At 46.9% G+C, this 20661-nt stretch carries 24 protein-coding genes and 1 pseudogene; 8 read left to right on the top strand and 17 right to left on the bottom strand.

The window, feature by feature from the left end:
• Positions 1-10: 10 nt before the first annotated feature.
• The 9 genes and pseudogenes from MKZ04_RS21710 to fabL all read right to left on the bottom strand — a co-directional run bounded on the left by MKZ04_RS21710 (position 11) and on the right by fabL (position 8603).
• Positions 11-1012, bottom strand: coding sequence for an ABC transporter permease (locus tag MKZ04_RS21710; RefSeq protein ID WP_020450634.1), 1002 nt, complete (start codon positions 1010-1012; stop codon positions 11-13).
• Between the two features lie 13 nt (positions 1013-1025).
• Positions 1026-2624 carry an ABC transporter substrate-binding protein gene (locus tag MKZ04_RS21705; protein WP_020450633.1) on the bottom strand — a complete coding sequence of 533 codons (1599 nt, stop codon included), beginning with the start codon at positions 2622-2624 and terminating at the stop codon, positions 1026-1028.
• Positions 2621-3577: an ABC transporter ATP-binding protein gene (locus MKZ04_RS21700; protein ID WP_268489602.1), complete on the bottom strand. Its 957-nt coding sequence runs from the start codon at positions 3575-3577 to the stop codon at positions 2621-2623. The genes MKZ04_RS21705 and MKZ04_RS21700 overlap by 4 nt, the downstream gene beginning before the upstream one ends.
• Positions 3574-4554, bottom strand: a complete 981-nt coding sequence (locus MKZ04_RS21695; protein ID WP_020450631.1) for an ABC transporter ATP-binding protein — start codon at positions 4552-4554, stop codon at positions 3574-3576. Before MKZ04_RS21695 ends, MKZ04_RS21700 begins: the two co-directional genes overlap by 4 nt.
• A gap of 130 nt (positions 4555-4684) precedes the next feature.
• Entirely contained in the window at positions 4685-6427 is a 1743-nt protein-coding gene (locus MKZ04_RS21690; protein WP_020450630.1) for an ABC transporter ATP-binding protein, read from the bottom strand.
• Between the two features lie 75 nt (positions 6428-6502).
• Complete coding sequence (gene ntdP, locus MKZ04_RS21685; protein ID WP_003179942.1) at positions 6503-7033, bottom strand: nucleoside tri-diphosphate phosphatase; 531 nt, start codon at positions 7031-7033, stop codon at positions 6503-6505.
• A 163-nt stretch (positions 7034-7196) separates the two neighbouring features.
• Complete coding sequence (locus tag MKZ04_RS21680; protein ID WP_003179940.1) at positions 7197-7442, bottom strand: YgaB family protein; 246 nt, start codon at positions 7440-7442, stop codon at positions 7197-7199.
• Positions 7443-7617: 175 nt separating this feature from the next.
• Positions 7618-7767 (bottom strand): annotated as a pseudogene (locus tag MKZ04_RS21675) (gamma-type small acid-soluble spore protein); the annotation flags it as partial.
• An 83-nt stretch (positions 7768-7850) separates the two neighbouring features.
• Positions 7851-8603: an enoyl-[acyl-carrier-protein] reductase FabL gene (gene fabL, locus MKZ04_RS21670; RefSeq protein ID WP_023855994.1), complete on the bottom strand. Its 753-nt coding sequence runs from the start codon at positions 8601-8603 to the stop codon at positions 7851-7853.
• An 82-nt stretch (positions 8604-8685) separates the two neighbouring features.
• On the opposite strand from fabL, the gene MKZ04_RS21665 reads away from it, so the two are divergent.
• A complete protein-coding gene (locus MKZ04_RS21665; protein WP_020450628.1) occupies positions 8686-8910 on the top strand; it encodes a hypothetical protein in 225 nt (74 codons plus the stop codon).
• A 25-nt stretch (positions 8911-8935) separates the two neighbouring features.
• Here the strand turns inward: MKZ04_RS21665 and mutY are convergent, their stop codons facing one another.
• Complete coding sequence (gene mutY, locus MKZ04_RS21660) at positions 8936-10021, bottom strand: A/G-specific adenine glycosylase (RefSeq protein ID WP_020450627.1); 1086 nt, start codon at positions 10019-10021, stop codon at positions 8936-8938.
• A gap of 206 nt (positions 10022-10227) precedes the next feature.
• Here mutY and MKZ04_RS21655 point away from each other — a divergent pair, with 206 nt between their 5' ends.
• Complete coding sequence (locus MKZ04_RS21655; RefSeq protein ID WP_023855996.1) at positions 10228-11211, top strand: metal-dependent hydrolase; 984 nt, start codon at positions 10228-10230, stop codon at positions 11209-11211.
• On the opposite strand, the gene MKZ04_RS21650 is transcribed toward MKZ04_RS21655, so the two are convergent.
• The 4 genes from MKZ04_RS21650 to MKZ04_RS21635 all read right to left on the bottom strand — a co-directional run bounded on the left by MKZ04_RS21650 (position 11208) and on the right by MKZ04_RS21635 (position 16131).
• The gene (locus MKZ04_RS21650; RefSeq protein WP_341047285.1) at positions 11208-13793 is read right to left on the bottom strand and encodes a YfhO family protein; all 2586 of its coding nucleotides are present in this window, start codon (positions 13791-13793) and stop codon (positions 11208-11210) included. The two genes, MKZ04_RS21655 and MKZ04_RS21650, sit on opposite strands and share 4 nt — an antisense overlap.
• On the bottom strand, positions 13790-14191 hold the full coding sequence (locus MKZ04_RS21645) for a GtrA family protein (protein WP_020450624.1): 402 nt from the start codon (positions 14189-14191) through the stop codon (positions 13790-13792). The genes MKZ04_RS21650 and MKZ04_RS21645 overlap by 4 nt, the downstream gene beginning before the upstream one ends.
• Positions 14160-15119, bottom strand: coding sequence for a glycosyltransferase family 2 protein (locus tag MKZ04_RS21640; RefSeq protein WP_020450623.1), 960 nt, complete (start codon positions 15117-15119; stop codon positions 14160-14162). Before MKZ04_RS21640 ends, MKZ04_RS21645 begins: the two co-directional genes overlap by 32 nt.
• A gap of 742 nt (positions 15120-15861) precedes the next feature.
• The gene (locus MKZ04_RS21635; RefSeq protein WP_020450622.1) at positions 15862-16131 is read right to left on the bottom strand and encodes a YfhJ family protein; all 270 of its coding nucleotides are present in this window, start codon (positions 16129-16131) and stop codon (positions 15862-15864) included.
• Positions 16132-16261: 130 nt separating this feature from the next.
• Here MKZ04_RS21635 and MKZ04_RS21630 point away from each other — a divergent pair, with 130 nt between their 5' ends.
• Together MKZ04_RS21630 and MKZ04_RS21625 are read left to right on the top strand one after the other, a co-directional pair.
• The gene (locus MKZ04_RS21630; RefSeq protein WP_003179924.1) at positions 16262-16411 is read left to right on the top strand and encodes a small, acid-soluble spore protein K; all 150 of its coding nucleotides are present in this window, start codon (positions 16262-16264) and stop codon (positions 16409-16411) included.
• Between the two features lie 26 nt (positions 16412-16437).
• A complete protein-coding gene (locus tag MKZ04_RS21625; protein WP_003179922.1) occupies positions 16438-16608 on the top strand; it encodes a YpzG family protein in 171 nt (56 codons plus the stop codon).
• Between the two features lie 29 nt (positions 16609-16637).
• Here MKZ04_RS21625 and MKZ04_RS21620 read toward each other — a convergent pair whose 3' ends face one another.
• Positions 16638-16952, bottom strand: a complete 315-nt coding sequence (locus MKZ04_RS21620; RefSeq protein WP_025810180.1) for a YfhH family protein — start codon at positions 16950-16952, stop codon at positions 16638-16640.
• A 4-nt stretch (positions 16953-16956) separates the two neighbouring features.
• Complete coding sequence (gene recX, locus MKZ04_RS21615; RefSeq protein ID WP_020450621.1) at positions 16957-17748, bottom strand: recombination regulator RecX; 792 nt, start codon at positions 17746-17748, stop codon at positions 16957-16959.
• 68 nt (positions 17749-17816) lie between these two features.
• Here recX and MKZ04_RS21610 point away from each other — a divergent pair, with 68 nt between their 5' ends.
• From MKZ04_RS21610 to MKZ04_RS21595, 4 genes are all read left to right on the top strand, one after another.
• Positions 17817-18716, top strand: coding sequence for a TIGR01777 family oxidoreductase (locus tag MKZ04_RS21610; protein ID WP_341047280.1), 900 nt, complete (start codon positions 17817-17819; stop codon positions 18714-18716).
• A 266-nt stretch (positions 18717-18982) separates the two neighbouring features.
• The gene (locus MKZ04_RS21605; RefSeq protein WP_043054191.1) at positions 18983-19513 is read left to right on the top strand and encodes a GNAT family N-acetyltransferase; all 531 of its coding nucleotides are present in this window, start codon (positions 18983-18985) and stop codon (positions 19511-19513) included.
• A 67-nt stretch (positions 19514-19580) separates the two neighbouring features.
• On the top strand, positions 19581-19694 hold the full coding sequence (locus tag MKZ04_RS21600) for a YfhE family protein (protein WP_023856002.1): 114 nt from the start codon (positions 19581-19583) through the stop codon (positions 19692-19694).
• A gap of 68 nt (positions 19695-19762) precedes the next feature.
• Positions 19763-19969, top strand: coding sequence for a YfhD family protein (locus tag MKZ04_RS21595; protein WP_341047277.1), 207 nt, complete (start codon positions 19763-19765; stop codon positions 19967-19969).
• A gap of 33 nt (positions 19970-20002) precedes the next feature.
• On the opposite strand, the gene MKZ04_RS21590 is transcribed toward MKZ04_RS21595, so the two are convergent.
• Positions 20003-20581, bottom strand: a complete 579-nt coding sequence (locus tag MKZ04_RS21590; protein ID WP_096747967.1) for a nitroreductase family protein — start codon at positions 20579-20581, stop codon at positions 20003-20005.
• Positions 20582-20661: the final 80 nt, after the last annotated feature.

Here is a 20661-nt window from a genome sequence, read left to right as displayed (position 1 = left end):
TTCCCGCCTCCTAATATTTAATTCTCGGATCGATGACAGCGTACAGCAGATCAACAATGAAGTTAATCATGACGAAGATGAAGGCGATCACGAGAATGCCCGATTGGATAACCGGGTAGTCGCGGTAGCTGATCGCATCATAAATGTACCGGCCGATGCCGGGCCAGGCAAAAATCGTCTCCGTTAAAATCGCGCCGCCCAGTAAAAGTCCGGTTTGGAGGCCGATGACGGTCAACACCGGAATGAACGCATTTTTTAAACCGTGCTTATAGATAACGAAAAACATATGCACGCCTTTTGCTTTTGCCGTGCGGATATAATCGGACTGCAGCACCTCTATCATGCTGGCCCTCGTAATTCTCGCAATGATCGCAGCGGGAATGGTGGCAAGAGCAGTTCCCGGCAGAATTAAATGGCGGATGGTTTCTGCAAACTGATCAAATCTTCCGTGTAAAAGGGTGTCCAGTGTATGAATGTAAGTAAAGGCTTCGACCGGATTTCTGACATTCTCCCTTCCCGTTGTCGGCAGCCAGCCGAGCTCGATCGAAAAGAACCACTGGCCCATCAGACCAAGCCAAAAAATCGGCATCGACACGCCAATTAAAGCAACCAGCATCGCGATATAGTCGAATACCGAATTCTTAAACCACGCGCTGATGATTCCGGCATTCACGCCGACAAACACTGCGATCAGCATCGCGAAAAAAGCAAGCTCGAGAGTGGCGAACAAATACGGCTTTATTTCTTGCGTAATCGCCGCTCCCGTGCGGATTGATGTCCCGAGATCCCCTTTCAGCAAATCCCCGATATATCTGGCGTATTGCACATACCACGGCTGATCAAGGCCGAGCTGGATGGTTAGCTGCTGCACCGCTTCCTTTGTCGCCCTCTGACCGAGAATAACCTGGGCGGGGTTGCCGGGAATAAAGCGGATGATCGAAAAAACGACCAGTGTCATGCCAATGAGAACGGGGATCAGCATCCCCGTCCGTTTTAAACAGTACGCAAGCAATGGCTGTCACCACCTATTTAAACTCTACGCCGGACAATACTTCACTCCCTGTCGGATGCGGAGCATATCCTTCGATATCTTTTGAACCGGCCAAAATCGGCGTGGAATGGACAAGCGGAATCCAAGGCGATTCTTCATGGAGGAGCTCCTGCGCATCTTGATACAGTTTATTTCTCTTCTTTTGGTCAGGGTCTGACTGCGCTTCGATTAAGATGTCATGAAGCTCGTCATTGCTGAAGTACGTATAGTTGTTACCGCCGATATTATCTTTATCAAGCAGGGTATAAATGAAGTTGTCCGGATCTCCATTGTCTCCGGTCCAGCCCATCAAAAACGCGTCAGCTTCCCCTTTGCTCACCTTATCCAAATACGTCGCCCAGTCGTAAGTGACGATTTCCGCTTTGACGCCGATTTTTTCGAAGCTTGATTGAATCACTTCGGCTATTTTCATACCGTCCGGCATATATGGCCGCGGGACAGGCATTGCCCAAAGCTTCATTTTAAACCCGTCCGGGAATCCGGCTTCTTTTAAGAGTTCTTTTGCCTTTTTTAAATCATACGGATATTCCTTTATCTGATCGTTGTATCCTTCAAGTGAAGGAGGGAGCGGGTTTTTGGCAGATTCGGCGAGGCCTCCGTAGAAGGAATCGATAATCGCCTGTTTATCAACAGCATGATTCAGCGCCTGGCGGACCAGCTTATTGTCAAATGGTTTTCTTGTCGTCGTCATTCCGAGATACCCGACGTTCATTGAAGGCCTTTCAAATGTTTTCAGATTGGCGTCTGCTTTGATGCTTTCGATATCAGACGGATTGACGCCGTCCATTAGGTCGATTTCGCCCGTCTTCAACGCATTTAAGCGGGCTGAGTTTTCAGGAATGGCTCTGAAAATGATCTTCTGCAATTTCGGTTTGCCTTGATCCCAATAGTCTTCATTTTTTTCAAGAACGATCCGGTCGTTCGGCTTCCATTCGACAAATTTGTAAGGGCCCGTGCCGACGGGGTGCTCCCTGAATTTTTCGCCGTATTTTTCGATGGCGGCAGGACTCGCAATCCCGAATGAAGTCATGGCAAGGTTCTTTAAAAACGGCGCTTGCGGGCGTTTTAAAATGAACTGAATCTTATGGTCGTCGAGCACTTTTATATCTTTGATGACATGCCCCTCATCTTTCTTATAGCCTCCGAACATGCCGTAGTAAGGAAATTTTTCTTCATCCCCGTTCATCCACCGCTCAAAATTGTATTTGACGGCTTCTGCATTAAAATCCGTTCCGTCATGGAATTTCACGCCTTGCCTCAGCTCCAGTGTGTAGGTCAAACCGTCATCTGAAGCGTCCCATTTGACCGCGAGGCCTTCCTTCAGCGTAGTGTCTTGTTCTCCGTAATTCAGCAAGGTCTCAAACATATTGATCGTCACTTTAAACGCTTCGCCTTCTGTCGTTGTGATCGGATCAAGCGATGTTGAATCACCGCCTCTGCCGATGATCAGCGTATCTTTTCCCCCGTTCGTCCCTCCGTCGTTTTTTCCGCTTTCGTTACCGGAGCATCCCATTAAAAAAGCGGAAACAGACAGAATCATTCCCAAACAGATCAGCCAGCTTTTCTTTTTCATCGTACTGCCTCCTTATTGGTAAAATGGCATGCGGCATAATGCCCGTCCGCAGTCTCTTCAAGAGGCGGCTCCGCTTCCAGACAAACCGCTGCCCGCTTCATGCATCTGCTGTAAAAAGGACAGCCCTTTTCACTCATGCGGGGCGCGGCAATATCCGGTGCCGTATGAACCGCTTCGCCTTTGCCGATGACCGGTACTGCCGCTAACAGCGTTTCTGTATACGGGTGTTTCGGCTCTCTAAATAACGATTCGGCGTCCGCCATCTCGACGATCTTTCCGAAATACATCACGGCCACCCTGTCGCTGATATAGCGAACGACTGCGAGATCATGAGAAATAAACAGAAACGTTAAATCGAATGCCTCCTGCAAATCATTCAGCAGATTTAAGATCTGCGCCTGAACGGATACATCAAGCGCGGAGACAGGTTCATCGGCAATGATTAGTTTTGGCTTAGTGATCAGCGCTTTTGCAATGCCGATCCTTTGCCTCTGACCGCCGCTGAATTGGTGTGCGTACCGGTCGCCGTATGAAGCATCAAGGCCGACAATTTCAAGCATCGAGCGCACGACCTCTCTCCTTTCAGCCTTCTTTCCGAGTTGATGAACGATCAGCGGTTCTTCCAAAATATCCTTTATTTTCATGCGTGGATTTAACGAAGCGTACGGGTCTTGAAAAATCATTTGTATATGCCTTCTCATGTTGCGAAGATCTTTTGCATTAAGGTCTGTCATCTCCTGCCCGAGAAAAGTCACCTTTCCCGAAGTCGGTTCGGTCAGCCGCAATATCGATTTTCCCAAGGTCGATTTTCCGCAGCCGGATTCCCCGACAACCCCTAAGATTTCGCCTTTTTTAACTGACAGTGTAACATCATCGACCGCTTTCACGATTTTCTTACGGGACACGCGGTAATACGTTTTCAGCTCTTGAACGCTCAGCAGTTCGCGATTCATTTGAAAACACCTTCCTCTTCATAGAGAAAGCAGCTTACAGCATGATCATCCTTCAGCTTGTTCAATCCGGGCGCTTCTTCAATGCAGCGTTCATGTTTATGGGGGCATCGCGGCGCAAACATACAGCCTTTTTTAATCGATCCCGGCTTCGGCACCTGCCCCTCAATCGAAAACAGCCGCTCGGATTTGTCTGTGAATGCCGGAATAGAGGCGAACAAGCCTTTTGTATAAGGGTGTTTCGGACTGTCAAAAACAGCGGTGACACCGCCCTCTTCAACGATCCGGCCGGCATACATAATCATCACGCGTTCACATGTATTGTGAACGACGCCAAGGTCGTGGGTAATGAGGAGAATGGCTGTGTTAAATTCGGCATTGAGCTTTTTCAGCAGGGACAGAATCTGGGCCTGGATGGTGACGTCGAGAGCTGTTGTCGGTTCATCGGCGATCAGCAGCTTCGGTTCGCAAATTAATGCCATTGCGATCATGACCCGCTGCCTCATGCCTCCCGACAGTTCGTGGGGATACTGCTTCATCAGCTGGTCCGCCCTCGGCAGGCCGACGGTTTCCAGCATTTGAACGGCTTTTCTTCTTGCTTCTTTTTTATGAATATTGGTATGGCTGGAGAGTGCTTCTGTTAATTGATCGCCAATTGTGAAAAGGGGGTTGAGGGAGGTCATCGGCTCTTGAAAAACCATTGCGATGTCATTGCCGCGCATCTGTCTCCATTCTTTTTCAGACTGCATGAGAAGATCTTTGTTTTGAAACTTGATCCGGCCCGTCGTCCGGGTGTTTGCGTTCAGCCCCATTAAAGCCAAAGAGGTGACGCTCTTGCCGCAGCCGGACTCTCCGACGACTCCCATGATTTCTCCGGGATGGAGATCGAAAGAAATGCCTTGCACAATCGGGGTTTCAGACTTTTTCTGGTGAAACGAAATCGACAAATCCGATACTTCAAGCAATTTTTCTTTTGTCACTTATACACCTCCGGAGCTTGTATTTTTTAAATTGTATTTAGACGGGATAGGAAATATGTACGAAATTTGCATGGAAAGAAAAAGCCTGACAATCGTTCGGCTTCAAACGAAAGTCAGGCTTTTGGCGGTTTTAGTTTAATTTTTGAATGGTAAATAAATGCTTATAGTGGCCGTCGCGGCTCATTAATTCGTCATGTGTGCCGACTTCCGCGACACGTCCGTTTTCGATGACGACGATTTTGTCAGCGTGGGTAATCGTCGACAATCTGTGGGCAACGATAAAGGTCGTCCGGTCTTTCGCGAGCTTTTCCATCGCTTCCTGAATATAGTGCTCGCTTTCAAGGTCAAGCGCTGATGTCGCTTCATCCAAAATTAAGAGAGGCGGATTCTTCAGGAACACCCTGGCGATTGATATCCGCTGTTTTTGGCCTCCGGACAGCTTGACGCCCCTTTCTCCGACCTTTGTATCATAGCCTTGCGGCAGTTCCATAATAAAATCATGGGCATTCGCGGCTTTTGCCGCTTCAATGATGTCTTCCATCGAAGCTTCGGGATTTCCGATCGATATGTTTTCACGTACCGATTCGCTGAATAAAAATGTATCCTGAAGCACCATGCCGATTTGGTTTCTAAGGCTCTGCGCCTGGTAATCGCGCACATCGATGCCGTCGATCTCCAGGCTTCCGGCTGAGACATCGTAGAATCTCGGAATGAGGCTGACGAGCGTTGATTTTCCGCCTCCGCTCATCCCGACGAGTGCGACCGTTTCGCCCCGTTCCGCTTTCAAAGAAAGATTCTGCAGAATCATTTCTTCCGACTTTTCGTATTGGAAGGAAACATTTTTGAATTCAACAATTCCTTTTAACCGCTCTGCTTTTACAGCATTGGGTTTATCTTTTAATTCATACGGTTCATCAATAAATTCAAACAGCCTGTCCATCGATGCGATCGACTGCGTCAATGTTGTCGATGAATTGATCAGGCGGCGCAGCGGGTTGTAGAGGCGTTCAATATATCCGAAAAACGCCACCATCGTTCCTACAGTAAGGGACCCGTGAATCACATGGTAACCCGCAACCGTAATGATGATCAGCGGAGCGAGGTCTGTAACCGTATTGACGACGGCAAACGTTTTGGCATTCCAGGCCGTATGGCGGATTGCTTTGCCGAGAAAATTCGCGTTCTCGTGATCAAATTGCTTCTGTTCATAATCCTCGATCGCAAAACTCCTGATGACAGGCATCCCCTGAACCCTTTCATGAAGGTGGCCCTGCACCTCGGCCAGCGCCTGGGAACGTTCTCTCGTCAGCTTTCTGAGCCTGCCGTAGAAGAATTTAACAGACAGTCCGTAAAGCGGAAACAGCACGATCGAAATAAGCGTCAGCTTCACATCCATCGTCAGCATGATGGCGATGGCGATAAAAATCGTCATCACGTCAAGCCATACGTTCATCAACCCGATGATGACAAATTCCTTTGTCTGCTCGACATCGTTGATGACCCTTGAAATGATTTCTCCTGCGCGGGTGTTTGCATAATACCTGAGGCTCAGCTTTTGAATGTGTGCAAACAGCTTGTCCCTGATATCATAAAGCACCTTGCTTGCCGTCCACTGTGCGAAATATTGCCGATAGTATTCGACAGGCGGCCGAAGCACCAAAAAAATGGCGAACATAACCGCCATTACCATGAATAATGTGGATGTTTTTTCTTCAGTGGTTCCGCTCCCCTGGATGATGTCGTCAACGACGTATTTCAGCAGAAGCGGGATGACCAGCGGAATAGAAAATTTAATAATACCGATTAAAACCGTCAAAACGATTTTCCATTTATACGGCTTCACAAATTCCATGTACCTTCTGATTACCCCCACACGTCTTCCCCCCTCTATATCTTGATGTGTGAGTACACCGCAAAAAACCTGTTGGTCTCAACAGGTTTTTCAGGTTTATTTTGTATAATGCAAATACCGTTCATACCAAATATCAATAAATTCAGATGCAAACGGGCCTTTTCTTTGGTGTATCCAATGCAGCAACGTATTTAAGTGGTACCTTAAAATGCCGTCGATTTCCTTCGGATAATTCATCGCCTTTTTATGATCCGCGTACTCATCTTCATCAAGAATATGATACGTCATATCCGGAAAGACTTTCACGTCTAAATCATAGTCGATGTATTTGATGGCTTCATCGTCCAAAGCAAACGGCGAGCTGATGTTGCAATAGTAATAAATCCCGTCTTCGCGAAGCATGCCGATGACGTTAAACCACTGCTTTGCATGGAAATAACAAATTGCGGGCTCTCGCGTCACCCATGTCCGGCCGTCAGATTCTGTGACCATTGTCCGGTCATTGGCGCCGATGATGCACAATTCCGTTGCTTTTAAAATCGTTGTTTCATTCCAAATCCGATGAATCTGTCCATTGTGCTTATAGCTATGAATTTGAATGGTTTCTCCTTCCTTGGGAAAGCCCATGTTTTTCTCCCCTACTTTCTTTGCAAAAGCCTTACAAGTCAGTGTGTCACATCGCCTGTCCGACAGTTCTTTTATTTATTATAACGTTTGAAAATAAAAAATGAAAATAAAACAGCCACTCCCGAACAGGAATGGCTCTTTTCTAAAAACGATAAAGAGAGGCTCATGCTTCGATTCTTTGATAAGCCTGAATCACCTGCTCCGTCTGCTTTTGGAATAAATCCTGAATTTGAGCAAGATCTTTCCGCTTCTGGGATATATCTTCCCGGATCGATAAAAGCTGGGCTTTCTTTTCAAGGGCAGCCAATTCTTTTTCAATTTTCTGGCATCTTTCAATCTCCGCTTGCAGATACAGCAGCTTATCCATAATCTCCATCTGCCCCTGAACCAAGTTTTCAAATTCCGGCATTCGGGATCCTCCATTCTATGCTCTACTCCATTTATTGCCTAACTAACATTTCTCTATACATGCCGGATGTCCTTTGACTGATTGTGGCTAAGATTCGGATGTTTTGTCGGATCAAAAAAACGAAAAGAAAAAAGCACCTCATCCGATGGTGAAGTGCTTTTTCCTGTTTCAGTGATTAGCTGTTTTGCTGTTTTTTTTGCTCAGCTTGTTGGTTATTTTGTCTTACTTGCTGCGCGTCAGTTTCGCTGGCAAATTCAGTGCCGAACTGACCACCTTGTGCAGAAGCTTGGTTTTGTTGTCTTACTTTTTGTGCGTTTGTTTTGGATTGTTGGTTAGCCATTGTATATCACCTCCACGACCATTAGATTGTGCAGGAGGATGATATCCTATTCATTGAACGCGAAAAATTTACACGAGCAGTGAACGGCCGCCGTCAATAATGATCGTCTGTCCGCGGATCATATCCGCTTTCCCTGACGTTAAAAATTCCACCGCATCGACCATGTCGCTAATCTCAACCATGCGGCCGGCAGGCGTATTTTGCCGGGCATCTTCCAAAAGTTCTTCGCGGTTCGGGAAGTGCTTCAGGGCGTCTGTATCGATCGCGCCTCCGGAAACCGCATTGACGATGATGTTTTTCGCCGCAAGCTCAACAGCGAGATATCTTGTCAATGATTCAAGCGCAGCTTTTGAAACGCCGACTGTCGTATAGTTTTCCAAATAACGGATCGAACCGAGCGAACTGATGCTCACAATGTGGCCGCCTCCCGTTTTCTCCATCAGCTTTGCCGCTTCCTGCGCGCAGAATAGCAGAGCTTTCGCATTGATGTTCATCGTCCAGTCCCAATGGCTTTCCTCAAGCTCCATGACGGGGCGTAATACGCCGGATGCAGCATTGTTGACGAACACGTCCAGTCTGCCGAAGGTTTCCTCGATTTGCTGAAACATATCTTTTATTTTCGCCGGCTGCCCGACATTCGCCTTGACGACCAATGCTTTGACACCGAGCTTTTCGATTTCTTCAGCCGTCTCAAGGGCCGCTTTTTTGCTTCTTGCATAGTTGATGACGATATTGTAGCCGTTTTCGGCAAGCCTCAGGGCGGCTGCTTTGCCGACGCCGCGGCTGCTTCCTGTAATAAGGGCACATTTTCTTTGTTCCATTTGTCATTCATCTCCTAGTATAGTGATTAAAAATCTGATAAAAAATAGCTCATAACACGATCAAAAAGGAGGCATTCGCCTTATGTACGTAGGACGCGATATGAGCGAGCTCGACCACACGCCGAAAAACGAGTGGAAAGATGCGGAGCTTCTCTATTTTCACCGCGCCTTCCAGCAAATCATGCCATTCCTTAATGAAGAAGGGCATGCCGAATACCTGGAGGTTGTGAAAGAAATTCAAGCAAGAGGCGGACTGCGCCGCCAGGAAGCCGATTATACGCACGGCACCACCATCCAGTACGACTAACGGGCAGCATGCACAGTCAAGCTGCCTATTTCATATACATATTCCATATTTTCTGATGCGAAACCGGGAAGGCATATTCAGCGAGCTCTTCTTTCGTGACCTTTTTAAAGTATGAATCATCCGGTTGATCGAGCGTTTTCCCGAAAAAGACAGAAATGTTCCAGACAAGGTGTGTAAACACGTGTTCTACGATTCCTTCAAGCGGACCGATTTCGGCCTCTATTCCGGCTGCTTCTTTCAAAAAAGCAGCAAGCTGCTCGCGCTCGTGCTTCAGCCCTTTCTGCGTTTCTGTGTTCGGGAATTCCCAAAGGTTTGCCAAAAGGCCTGATGCCGGTCTTTTATGGATATAGATGTATCCTTCTTCATCAGTCAGGACAACGGCTGCAAGAGTTTTTACCGAGGGTTTTTTCTTTTTGCTTTTAACCGGAAGCTCTTTTTCACAGCCTTCTGCAAAAGCGGAACAGTGTTCTCGGACGGGACAGAGAAGGCAGGATGGCGATTTCGGCGTACAGATGACAGCGCCAAGCTCCATCAGCCCCTGGTTAAATTCGGACGGTTTTTCTTCAGAAATAAACGCTTCGACAATTTTTTCAAACAGGGTTTTGGTTTTAGGCTTTGCGATATCATCCCATACGGAAAGAATCCGTGACATGACCCGCATGACATTTCCGTCCACCGCGGGTACCGGCTGATTGTAGGCGATGCTTAGCACCGCGCCTCTTGTATAAGGGCCGACACCTTTTAAGCTGCCGAATTCCTCTTTTGAAGGAGGAACCACTCCTCCGTATCGTTCGTGGACTTCCCTGACAGCGCTCTGCAAGTTCCGAACTCTTGAATAGTATCCCAGTCCTTCCCAGGCTTTAAGCACTTTTTCTTCGTCGGCTTCAGCGAGCGCTTCAACGGTCGGGAATTTTTCGATAAAGTTGTTGAAGTAAGGAATCACCGTGTCCACTCTCGTCTGCTGAAGCATCACTTCTGACACCCATACCTTATAAGGGTCGCTGTCTGAGCGCCATGGCAGATCCCGTTTTTCTTGCTCATACCAAGAAATTAAATCTTCTTGAAATTGTTTGATGTTTTTTTGCTCTAATTTCTTTTGCAGATCCATCATGAAACTTCTCCTTGCCTGTGCACGTCACATTTGCATACCGATCTTTTGTTACTTCGGCTTTTTGTTGTAAACTATATGCATATACGATAACATGTTACATTAAAAGTGAAGAAAGCAAAAGCGTTAAATATTTCAGGCAAGGTCCGTCGTTCGTTCTGTTTTTGGAAAATAAAATGATTTTCTAGCACCATTAGGGGAGGTCACCAATGGATACTGGCACACATGTTGTCATGGGCGTTGCACTCGGAGGCATTGCGACGCTTGATCCAGTTGTCGGAATGGACCCATCAATGGCTCAAGCCGTGATGATTGCGACAATCGCCGGATCTCAGGCTCCGGATATCGATACCGTTTTGAAATTGAAAAACAACGCTGTTTATATTAGGCACCACAGGGGATTCACCCATTCCATCCCCGCTGTTCTCGCCTGGTCGCTGATGATTCCGGGCATTCTCATGCTCTTTTATCCCGAAGCCAATCTGCTTCACCTGTGGCTTTGGACCTTTGCCGCGGTCGCGCTTCATGTGTTCGTGGATATTTTTAATGCATACGGAACACAGGCGATCAGACCTTTTTCAAGGAAATGGGTAGCGCTCGGCTTGATTAATACATTTGATCCGTTTATTTTCGTCAGCCATCTCATAGCCATCGCCTTTTGGCTGGCAGGCGCTCATCAGGGCTATACATTTTTGGCTCTTTACATCGTCTTGGCCGGTTATTATCTGGTGAGGTATTTCATGCAGAGGAACATCAAGCATGAGCTCCGTGAAAAAATCGAAGATATTGAAGAAATCATTATTTCGCCTACGATGAAATTCAGGCAGTGGCGAATTGCCGTCAAAGCAAAATCGGCTTTTTACGTCGGACGAAGCATGGACGGAAACGTCGTCATCGTCGACACCTTCAACAGGGTGCCTGTGCCGGATACGAACGTGATGAAAGCGGCGAAACAAGATAAGAACATTTCGGCGTTTCTTTCATTCTCACCGGTTTACAAATGGGAGATCGATACGTATAAAGATCACTACGAAGTCCGCTTTATCGACCTGCGATACCGCAGCAAAGGACACTACCCTTTCGTGGCGATCGCGCACATCGACAGAGACACGCTCGAATTAATCACCTCCTATACGGGATGGATTTTCAGCGAGGAAAAACTTCAGAAAAAATTAAAGCTTGGCTCTGTTTAGGAGCCAAGCTTTTTTCTCCTTCTGCCGTACCAGATTCCGATGATGAGGCTGATGACTGTCACGGCCAAGGCAGCTTTGAAGTACGGCGGGTAATAAACGAGCCGGATGTCGTTTTTCCCTTTTTCTATTGAAAATCCGATAAACGCGTAATTTGCCTTATGGACGGTTTGCGGTTTTCCGTTTACAGTGACTTCCCAGCCTTTTTCGTACGGAACCGGCAGGACCATGTAGCGGTCTCCATTTTGATTGTCAAAGCTGATGGACACTTGATTGTTCCGCCAGTCCAAGTCGGCGGCCGGCGCTTTTTGGGCGGCCGCTTTTTTCAGCAATTGATAGTCTTCCTGGTGCAGGCTCAAATGGTCCAATTGATATTTCCCTTTTGGCAGCCTGATTGAAATTTTATCTGTTTTCGGGACCCTGATCGTTAAATCGTAAACACCTGTTTTGTAAATCGACTCGTTCGATTTTCTTGATGTTACATAATCATTGACCCGCAAGTTAAAGAATTGGTCTTTTGCAAGGCTTTTTAAATAAAATCCGACATAATAGTCGCCTTCTTTCGGGAGCCCGCCTTCGGGAATTAGATCGATGCCGCCATTTTCGGCGGTGACGTCGAGGACGCCGTTATGATAGCTCGCCCCTTCGGTTTTCAGCTTCGTCTGCTTCATCAAATCAGGAACGTCCGGCGGCTGCACTTTTCCATCATCGCCATTCTCAAGCACGATTCCTTCAAGCATCGCATGCTCCCGCGCTAAAACAGGCGCATCCGCTAAATCTTTTTCCGTAAATACTGTCCGCGCGGTCCGGATAAACGGCATGGTGTATTTGTTTTTATAGACCGCGTAGTGCTCTGATTCATCCGTTTTGATAAACCCGTACGGAACATTGGCGGCATTCTCTTTTTCCGTCATGTAATACTTGCCGTACAGCAAACTGTACAAGTTGGCCCGGTCGCCCATCGATGCGTAGCGGCTGACGCTTTCCCTTCCCATATCGATTTGCAGGTCTTCCCAATATAACAGGAGAAGATCGCGATTGAGAATGCTTGAGTAGGCGCTGAAGCCGTTAAAATCCTGCATCAGCGGAGTATTGTTGCGCACGCCGTTCATCCAGTCGATTCTTGTATACGGGTCACCGTCATCGTCTTTTCGAATGTTGTTTAAGAGGCGGCGCTGTTCTTCGCCATTGTACTCATTGCTGGTCAAATAGCTTTTTGTGACGTCTTTAATGCCGCTTGACTCAGACAGAACATATTTCTGATACGTGTTCGCCACGAGAACGGACGATAATAAAATGCAGGCTTGCAAAAAAAGCTGCGATTTCTTATATTGAAACCCCGCCGCCGTAAAGATGGCGATTGTCAGGAACAGAAGCACAAGCATGCTCCAATTTTGCATCAGTGATAAATCCACGTCTTTTCGCCAAATGACCGCGATATAAACCAGAAGGGCGAGCAGGATGGACCATATCATCTCTTTCCGCCTGATGTTTTTCAGTTCGGTCATTCCTGCGGCCGCCGCTCCCCCGATCGTAAAAGCGAGCAGGTATTCAAAGCGGTTCTGCGGAGCGGAGAAGCCGTTGAACGCGCTTGCCGCAAGCGGGCTGTAGTGCAAAAGCACAAGCAGCACACTGATTGAGGCAAACAGCCTGAACGTTTTATTTTTATAGAACGAAAACGCGAACAAGAACAGCATAAAGACAGCCGGCAGCAAGACAATGCGGCTGGAAAACAGAATGTTGTCCGTCAGATCGTATACAGCGACAGCCTGTTCATACGGCGGCCGTAAATTGTTTAAAAATCCGTAAACTGCAGGCACAAAGGAAACCGCGCTGATTCCGAAAGAAATCAGGCATGAAGCGGCGAACATCCCGAATTGCTTCCACCTCGGCGCTTCCTTTTCCGGGTCTAGCCGGATCAGCCAGCGGAAGATGATATAGATCGCAATGAAAATCAAGTTGATATAGGCAAAATAAAAGTTATTGATCAGCGTTAAAGAACAAGCCGTAATAAACAGTCCTGTCCGCTTTTCCCTGATAACTTTCTCGGCTCCGGCGACAAGCAGCGGCAGCCACAGCATGGCGTCACTGAAAAATTCCCAGAACACCGTGTGCCTGAAATAGATGACCGACGTACCGTACAAGACCGCACCTGTAAAGGCGGCAAGCTTGTTTTTCACCATGCCGTTTAACGCATACGCTGACGCTAAAATGATCAGGCTGAGCTTGATGACACTGATGAATACAGAGGCCTGCGCCCAGAACAAAGGGTCCGCATCCCCGGCCAAATGCAAAAGCTGCATCAGAAAAATGGCTGCGGATGAAGCGATGAAGACAAAAGACGTCGTGAAATAATAGCCAAGCTGGCTGTAGATCCCGCCTCCGAGACCGAAAGAATACGAATAAAAGAAGTTCCCTTGTTTGTATTGTTCAAAAAGAAACGACTTAAAAATAATCATTTGTGCAAGTCCGTCGCCGTTCCCAGTCATGTAGCGGTCATGCGCCCATTCATACAGAAAAAAGGAATGGGCGGCCAAGGAAACTGCAACGCTTGCGATCACAAATAAAAAAACTGTTTTCTTCATACTCTTCCCCTGTCTTTTTTCAAAATCTTCCCTGTCACTAAAAATGTCAGAGGAACGGTTAAAAACATGGAGGCAAGCGGAGCTGCCTCACTGTTCATCTTGAAAAAATTCACAAACGTGTAGACGAACAAAGAAGATACCGTCAAATTAAACAGCTGTGTCAGCGGAAATTGCAAAAACTTTGCCAGCGTCGGCTTGATTTTAAATGTAAAATAGCAGTTCAAGAAAAAAGAAATCACAAGACTGACGAAAAAAGCGGCAATATGAGAAACCATATAATTCAACTGAAGCAAAACATGCAGCAGCAAATACACCGCATAGTAATTCAAAGTATTCACTGCACCGACGACGGCGAAGCGAATAAATTCAGGATTCACGATTTTCATGAGTTTCTCCATGAGCGATGTTGGCCTCCTGTATTAAGTAATGAGGCCGCTTTTTCGTCTCATAATAAATGCGCCCGATGTATTCGCCGATGATTCCGAGGCTGAGAAGCTGGATGCCGCCGAGAAACAGGACGGCGGAAATAATCGTAAAATAGCCGGGAACGATCACACCGTATTTTAAGATTCTGATGAATGTCGCAGCGATATAAATAAGCGATAGAAAAAGGATAAAAATACCGGCGTAAAAACAAATTCTCAGCGGTCTGTTGTTGAACGACACAACCCCGTCGATTCCATAGTTCAACAAGTGGCGGAACGACCACTTGGACTTTCCGTTTTTCCTTTCGACGTTCTCGTAATAAACAATCTTTTGGTCAAAACCGATCCAGCAAAACAGCCCTTTTGAGAACCTGTTGCCTTCGCTCAGCTTCAGCATCGCATTGACGGCTTTTCTGCTTAAAAGACGAAAATCGCCGACGCCGTCCCTTAAATCGACTTCCACGGCATTATTGATAAAGCGGTAATAAAGGGACGACAAGTAGGAGCGCACAGGGTTGTCTCCCTTTCTGTTGCGCTGGGCGACCACTTGATCATAGCCTTCCTCATACCCTTTAATAAAATCGTGCAGGAGGTATGTCGGGTGCTGCAAATCCGCATCCATCACCACAACGGCATCGCCGCGGGCATGCTGAAAACCGGCAAGGATGGCTGCCTCCTTGCCGAAATTCCGTGAAAACGAAATATATTTCACACGCTCGCTTTTTTCGGCTAGCTTTTTAATTTCCTCCAATGTTTGATCAGTGCTTCCATCATTTATGTAATAAATTTCATAATCATAATCAATGGATTGAAATTCGTTCCTCAACGATTCATAAATCAATTTAATATTGCTTGCTTCATTGTATGAAGGAATAATGATTGAAACGAATCCTCTCTTCACTTAAAGGCACCTCTTTTGGACATAATAAAATTGCATCCGGCATCCGTTTGGCAGGATACTTGCATCTAGCCGCTTCCCACACAACAAAAGGAAAACTGTGGGCACGCTGTACTATTTTCTACAAGATTATTTTGTCATTATATCAGACATCTATGAACAAGTGGTAAAAAAATGATATTGCTTTAGAATCAAACACGATAGCCTAATGGTTTTCCCATTTTACGACATTTTTCGCATTGAATCATATTTTTCCAAATTAAACCCCTGCTCTTCACCAAAAGCCAAAGAAGCCGCAGGGAAAACCTCGTAAGGACCGCTTGTCAAACCGGAGGTCAAAGCCCGCCGCCGCAATCAAATCCTTCCCCTTAATATGCCCTTTGTCATCGGGTGAAAACCGGATTTGATTTCTCCGACTGTTCCATGATGGAAGACCGAACGCTGCAGACAGAGCTTTTTTCATGACTTCACGCCGTTATGCTGCAGTCGAAACCGTGACCCCGCTCCTCTTGCGGCTCCTCCCGACAACCCGGGAATCGGCGAATGACACAATGTAATGGTCATTGATCAGGCAAGCTTACACCAGTCTTCGCTTCAACGGACAGACGGCTCCCGCTCCGGCCTCGCCTTTCCTTCACGCCCTTCATGCGCCATCCGGGCTCCTTTTGATATGCGGCGCTGGCACCGGCAATCCGGAACCAATGACAATCGCTTTCACGCCAATCATTCTTTTCGAAAGAAATGCTTAATGAAGCAGCCCGCGGCCTCCGGAGAACAGATCCTTGTAAGAAGGCTTATCATTTTGAAATAAATGCAACTTGCTGCCATAGTGCTCAATCCACTCTTTGACGACACGCTCTGTCAGCTCTTTTCCTCTGTACGGGTGGCCGGCCTTTGCAAATGTCGCCTCGAAATCCCCCCACAGCAGTTCAACCCATGTTCTGGCTTGTGCGTAACTCAGCATATGATTTTTTTCAAGAAGCGCATTTGTCAGCTTTTCAAAGTACTCTTCCACTTGGCTTTTCCCCCTTTCCCTAAGGAAAAAACTTTCTTTTTGAAAACGTCGTCCTTTTCATATACTAACCTTACGTCTTCCGAACCGAAGACGCAAACATTATGGACTTGATTGGAGGAGCCTAAAAGAGATGCGAAATAAATCAAGAGGCTTTCCGAACATGAACAACAATAAATTTGAAGGCGAGCCCCGGGCCAAAGATGATTTTGCTTCAAAGCGCCCTGACGGAAGCACAAATACTCATCCGCAAGAAAGAATGAGGGCTTCCGGCAAACGCTAAACTTTTCTGGGATGGAGTGATTTCTTTTGTGTGCAAATCGCAAACCGTATACAAACGATTTTAACCAGATGAAAACGCAAAACTATCCGCAGCCATGGGCAAACACAAAGCATGCGCGCGCGCAGGTAAACGGAGAAACGCAGCAGACCCAGGACCTCATCATTCTCCAGCGCAACACGCGCATCCGGACAAGATAACATTTGCGAAAAGGGTTTAAGCTTTTGGCTTAGCCCTTTTCCTTTAATAAAGAAATCGGCAGAGCCTCTTCATGATCAGGTGACGAAAGACGGTATCCCCAGGCGAACACGCCGTTTATATAGCGGATATGGAAATCATCGCCCCCATCTTCGATTTCGTATACATTGCCGGCTTTAAAATCGGCCGGATCAAGAAGGTAAGCTTTCGCCATCGCGATTTTTCGTTCGTGGACGGCCAGTTCATTCACAATCCCCATTTGTTCCGCTTTTCTTGCCTTTTCGGTCAGACCCGCAATTTCCTGGTGCAGTTCGTGTGCAGTCATTTCACTGTATCTTTTCTCCATATTCTCATCCCTTTTCATCTAAAAATTGATCAATCATGTCGATTGAAAAGCCTTTTCTGAACAGATGCTGTTTGACCTTCATTTTCGTTTCGTATGATCCGTCATAACCGCACCTCTTCATCGCTTTTTCCCCTTGCTTCTCAAGCGCTTCCCTTTCAGCGCTGTCGTCGTTTTCGTAATCCGTTTCCTGAAGCGCGGCCGAGATGACATCGAAGGAGAACCCCTTTCTGACAAGGTGCTGTTCGATGGCCTGTTTCGTCTCTTTGGAGGACAGCTTTTTTTCTTTTTTCAGCACTTTTTCCGCATGCTTGACCGCGGCCTCGACCTGATCGGAAAACGAAAACGAACTGAGCGCTTCCTGAATCAGTTCATCATCGATCCCTTTCAATTTAAGCTCTCTGAATAGGACATCGGGGCCTTTGCCGCTCGTTTTTCTGTGGGTGCTGACATATGCAGCCGCAAATTCGCGGTCGTCCAAATATTTATAACCTTTAAGCATATGCAGGATTTCTGTGATCGCGGAGTCTGCGACGTCTTTTTTCTTGAGATGGTCTTTGACTTCCTTTGTCGAGCGCATCCGGTATGACAAATAATCGAGCGCTTTTTTGAACCCTTTTTTTACGTCGTCTCCGTACTGAATCTCAATGATATCAAGCTCATCAAGCTCTTTGCCTTTTCGCAGGTCAAACTTGACGAGCACGTCCAGGTCGACGCTGAACGCATACTTTTCATCCAGAAAAATATTGACCCGCTCTTCATTGTTTTTCTGGGCAGAAATCTTTGTAATATATGGCATAAATAACTCCCTTCTTTTGTTTTCTTCTTTTAGAATAAGGTTAATGATCATGAAAGGGAGGAATCATGATGAAGATTGCGATTTCCGGCGGGACGGGTTTTATCGGCAGGCATTTGACAAACGCCTTAACCGCCCGGGGACATCACGTCTATATTTTAACAAGAAAACCGGCTGAAACCGAACAAAAAAACACTTCTTACGTTCTCTGGCAAAAAAACTGCACCCGCCCTGAAACAGAGCTGACCGATATCGATGTTTGGATCAATTTAGCCGGAAAATCACTTTTCGGCCGTTGGAATGAAAAAACGAAGGCGGAAATCGCTGCAAGCCGCCTCCGCTCCGTGCAGGAGTCGGCCCGTATCATACAAAGTCTTCGGAAGAAGCCGAACACCTTCATTCAGGCGAGCGCAGTCGGCATTTACGGAACGAGTCTTGAACAGACATTCACAGAGGAATCCCCCGTCTCAGCTGAGGATTTTTTAAGCAGAACGACAGCTTCGTGGGAAAAAGCAGCCGAACCAATTGAAGCGCTTGGCATCCGCACCGTCTGGATGCGTTTTGGCATGGTGCTTGGAAAAGACGGAGGGGCGCTCCCAAAAATGGTGTTCCCCTATCAATTGTTTGCAGGCGGACGCGTCGGCTCAGGGCAGCAATGGGTGCCGTGGATTCATATCGAAGACGTCGTCGGCATGATATTATCAGCGATTGAGCAGCCTCAGCTGTCCGGCCCTGTCAATGTCACGGCACCGAATCCCGTTCAGATGGAAACCTTCGGACAAACCGTCGCGAAAGTAGAAAAGCGCCCCCACTGGCTTCCGGTTCCCGAATTTGTAATAAAAGGCATCCTCGGAGAAATGAGCATGCTCGTGCTGAAAGGGCAGCGCGTCCTCCCGAAAAAAGCGCTTCAGAACGGCTATCATTTCATATATCCCGAACTGGAAGATGCCCTGCAACACCTTTTGACATAAAAGCTGTTTTCCCAACAAAAGCCTTGTAGCTTTTCCTTTCCCAGCTGCGTAAAATGTAAGTATCTTTTTAGCAGCATACAATACAGGGAAGGCAAATGGTGCGCCACCAGGTCTCTGGTTTTAGTGGGTTCGATTCCCACCCCGAATTTTTTAATGGATGTGCAAGATACGCGGACAACTGTTTCCGCAAATTAAAAAATTCCGAGGGTGGATTTATGCGTCCCGTTCTGCTGTAAAAGCCGCCCTCAAACTAAGGAGGGGCTGCCATGCTGAAGAAACGGGAACTGACCGACTGCTATGCACTTTTTGAACTGATGATTCATCCGGATGTCTTCCCTTTTGTCAGAAATAAAGCGGAGACGATTGAAGAGTATATGTTTCATGTCAAAAACATGATCGAAGAAGAAGAACAGGGAAAGCTGATATCGCGAACGATACTTGATGAATGGGAAAACCCGGTCGGCTGCATCAGCTTGTATGAAATCGAAGATCAAAAAGGCTTCCTTGGCACATGGCTCGGCAAACCTTATCATGGAAAAGGCTTGAATCAACGGGCGAAAGACACGTTTTTTTGCGAGCTTTTTTATGAAAAGCAAATCGAAGCCGTTTTTATGAAAATCAGAAAAACAAATATGCGCTCCCTCAAAGCGGCGGAAAAGCTCCCCTATGCCGTCAAGACTGATCTTGACTGGGCCGGCAGCGATACATTTCACCTGTATGAAATTCCGAAAGATATGTACACGCTGTACAGCATGAGAACATTCGAAGAGGAAAACCGCCGGTTAAAAGAAGCTTAAAACTTGTATAAATGCCGTTGAAACGGACAGCCTGTGAATAACTGAGGTTTTGAGGAGGCTTGAAAAGATGGCTGACAAGAAAAAACGGGAGCATTTTAAATCCTCTCTGAACAAGACGCAGGAAGTCAGATATTCGCGCGAATTTAAAAGGGCTGAGCGTGCCGCAAGGGAAAAATCGTAATGCATAGCGGGAGCCTGATCAGCGAACAATAAAGCTTGACCGGCCGATTATTGATGAGGAGTGATCATATGGGCAGAAATGCAATCCACAAAAACCGTGACAAAAACAAGCAAAAGCTCCCTCAAGTTCCTGATCAGTATAAGAGAGAAGCTGACGGAGTATACGAGGAATATTCTGCTGAACTCGCCGATCAGGATGACCGCGAAGCACAAGCCCGCATGCAGGCGGCTGATAAGCGCGCGGAAAAGCGCGCGGAAAAGCGGCAGTCAAAATAATAATCGAGGCCCGGGATTCCCGGGCCTCATTCTTTAAGTTAATTCGGTCAGTAGCTGTGCTGCCGGGGTCCTGTGCTTCGCTTCAGGAATTTCCGCAGGATATCCGATCTGCAAGAGAGCTGCTACCCGCTCATCGCGCTTCAGCCCCATTAACCTGTGCAATATTTCATGAGAAAGAACTTCCCCGCTCTTCCATACCATGCCGATGCCTTTTTCCCAAGCGAGAAGCTGAAGATTCTGGATCAAACAGCTGACGGCTGCAAAATCATCTCTTCTGACCCGTTCGTTTTCGTCTTCTTTCATAATAACGAAGAGAAAAGCCGGAACGCTGAGAATATGCTCTCTGAACTTATTGATTTGTTCTTCCTGCATATTCGGCTTGAGCTCTTTAAACGCCGCTTTTAAATTGTCGGCATGCTTCTTTTTCCCGCTTTCCGTCCCGATATAAATGAACCGCCACGGTTCTGTCAGCTTGTGGTTCGGCGCATAAACCGCATCTTCCAAGAGTTCCAGCACCACTTCTTTCGGCACCGGATCCTGTTTAAACTTTCGAATCGTTCTTCTATTTCTGACACAATCGCGAATACTTTGAATTTCCAGCGTGTCGTTCATGTGGCCGCCCCCTCAAATGAAAATGATTATCATTGTTGATTATAATGTTTACCGCTGGCGTTTGCAATGATCATCACTCG

It is taken from the genome of Bacillus sp. FSL W7-1354, from assembly GCF_038002405.1.
GTDB lineage: Bacteria > Bacillota > Bacilli > Bacillales > Bacillaceae > Bacillus > Bacillus paralicheniformis.
Note: the sequence above shows the minus strand (reverse complement) of the source record. Positions and strands in the feature narration are given on the sequence as shown.

Coding starts and splice junctions, on each gene's coding strand:
- MKZ04_RS21665 (WP_020450628.1), top strand. CDS start 8,686: ATGTACGTAGGACGCGATATGAGCGAGCTCGACCACACGCCGAAAAAC.
- MKZ04_RS21645 (WP_020450624.1), bottom strand. CDS start 14,191: ATGGAGAAACTCATGAAAATCGTGAATCCTGAATTTATTCGCTTCGCC.
- MKZ04_RS21610 (WP_341047280.1), top strand. CDS start 17,817: ATGAAGATTGCGATTTCCGGCGGGACGGGTTTTATCGGCAGGCATTTG.
- MKZ04_RS21600 (WP_023856002.1), top strand. CDS start 19,581: ATGGCTGACAAGAAAAAACGGGAGCATTTTAAATCCTCTCTGAACAAG.
- MKZ04_RS21620 (WP_025810180.1), bottom strand. CDS start 16,952: ATGGAGAAAAGATACAGTGAAATGACTGCACACGAACTGCACCAGGAA.
- mutY (WP_020450627.1), bottom strand. CDS start 10,021: ATGATGGATCTGCAAAAGAAATTAGAGCAAAAAAACATCAAACAATTT.
- MKZ04_RS21650 (WP_341047285.1), bottom strand. CDS start 13,793: ATGAAGAAAACAGTTTTTTTATTTGTGATCGCAAGCGTTGCAGTTTCC.
- ntdP (WP_003179942.1), bottom strand. CDS start 7,033: ATGGGCTTTCCCAAGGAAGGAGAAACCATTCAAATTCATAGCTATAAG.
- MKZ04_RS21590 (WP_096747967.1), bottom strand. CDS start 20,581: ATGAACGACACGCTGGAAATTCAAAGTATTCGCGATTGTGTCAGAAAT.
- fabL (WP_023855994.1), bottom strand. CDS start 8,603: ATGGAACAAAGAAAATGTGCCCTTATTACAGGAAGCAGCCGCGGCGTC.
- MKZ04_RS21700 (WP_268489602.1), bottom strand. CDS start 3,577: ATGAATCGCGAACTGCTGAGCGTTCAAGAGCTGAAAACGTATTACCGC.
- MKZ04_RS21605 (WP_043054191.1), top strand. CDS start 18,983: ATGCTGAAGAAACGGGAACTGACCGACTGCTATGCACTTTTTGAACTG.
- MKZ04_RS21595 (WP_341047277.1), top strand. CDS start 19,763: ATGGGCAGAAATGCAATCCACAAAAACCGTGACAAAAACAAGCAAAAG.
- recX (WP_020450621.1), bottom strand. CDS start 17,748: ATGCCATATATTACAAAGATTTCTGCCCAGAAAAACAATGAAGAGCGG.
- MKZ04_RS21705 (WP_020450633.1), bottom strand. CDS start 2,624: ATGAAAAAGAAAAGCTGGCTGATCTGTTTGGGAATGATTCTGTCTGTT.
- MKZ04_RS21630 (WP_003179924.1), top strand. CDS start 16,262: ATGCGAAATAAATCAAGAGGCTTTCCGAACATGAACAACAATAAATTT.
- MKZ04_RS21680 (WP_003179940.1), bottom strand. CDS start 7,442: ATGCCGGAATTTGAAAACTTGGTTCAGGGGCAGATGGAGATTATGGAT.
- MKZ04_RS21655 (WP_023855996.1), top strand. CDS start 10,228: ATGGATACTGGCACACATGTTGTCATGGGCGTTGCACTCGGAGGCATT.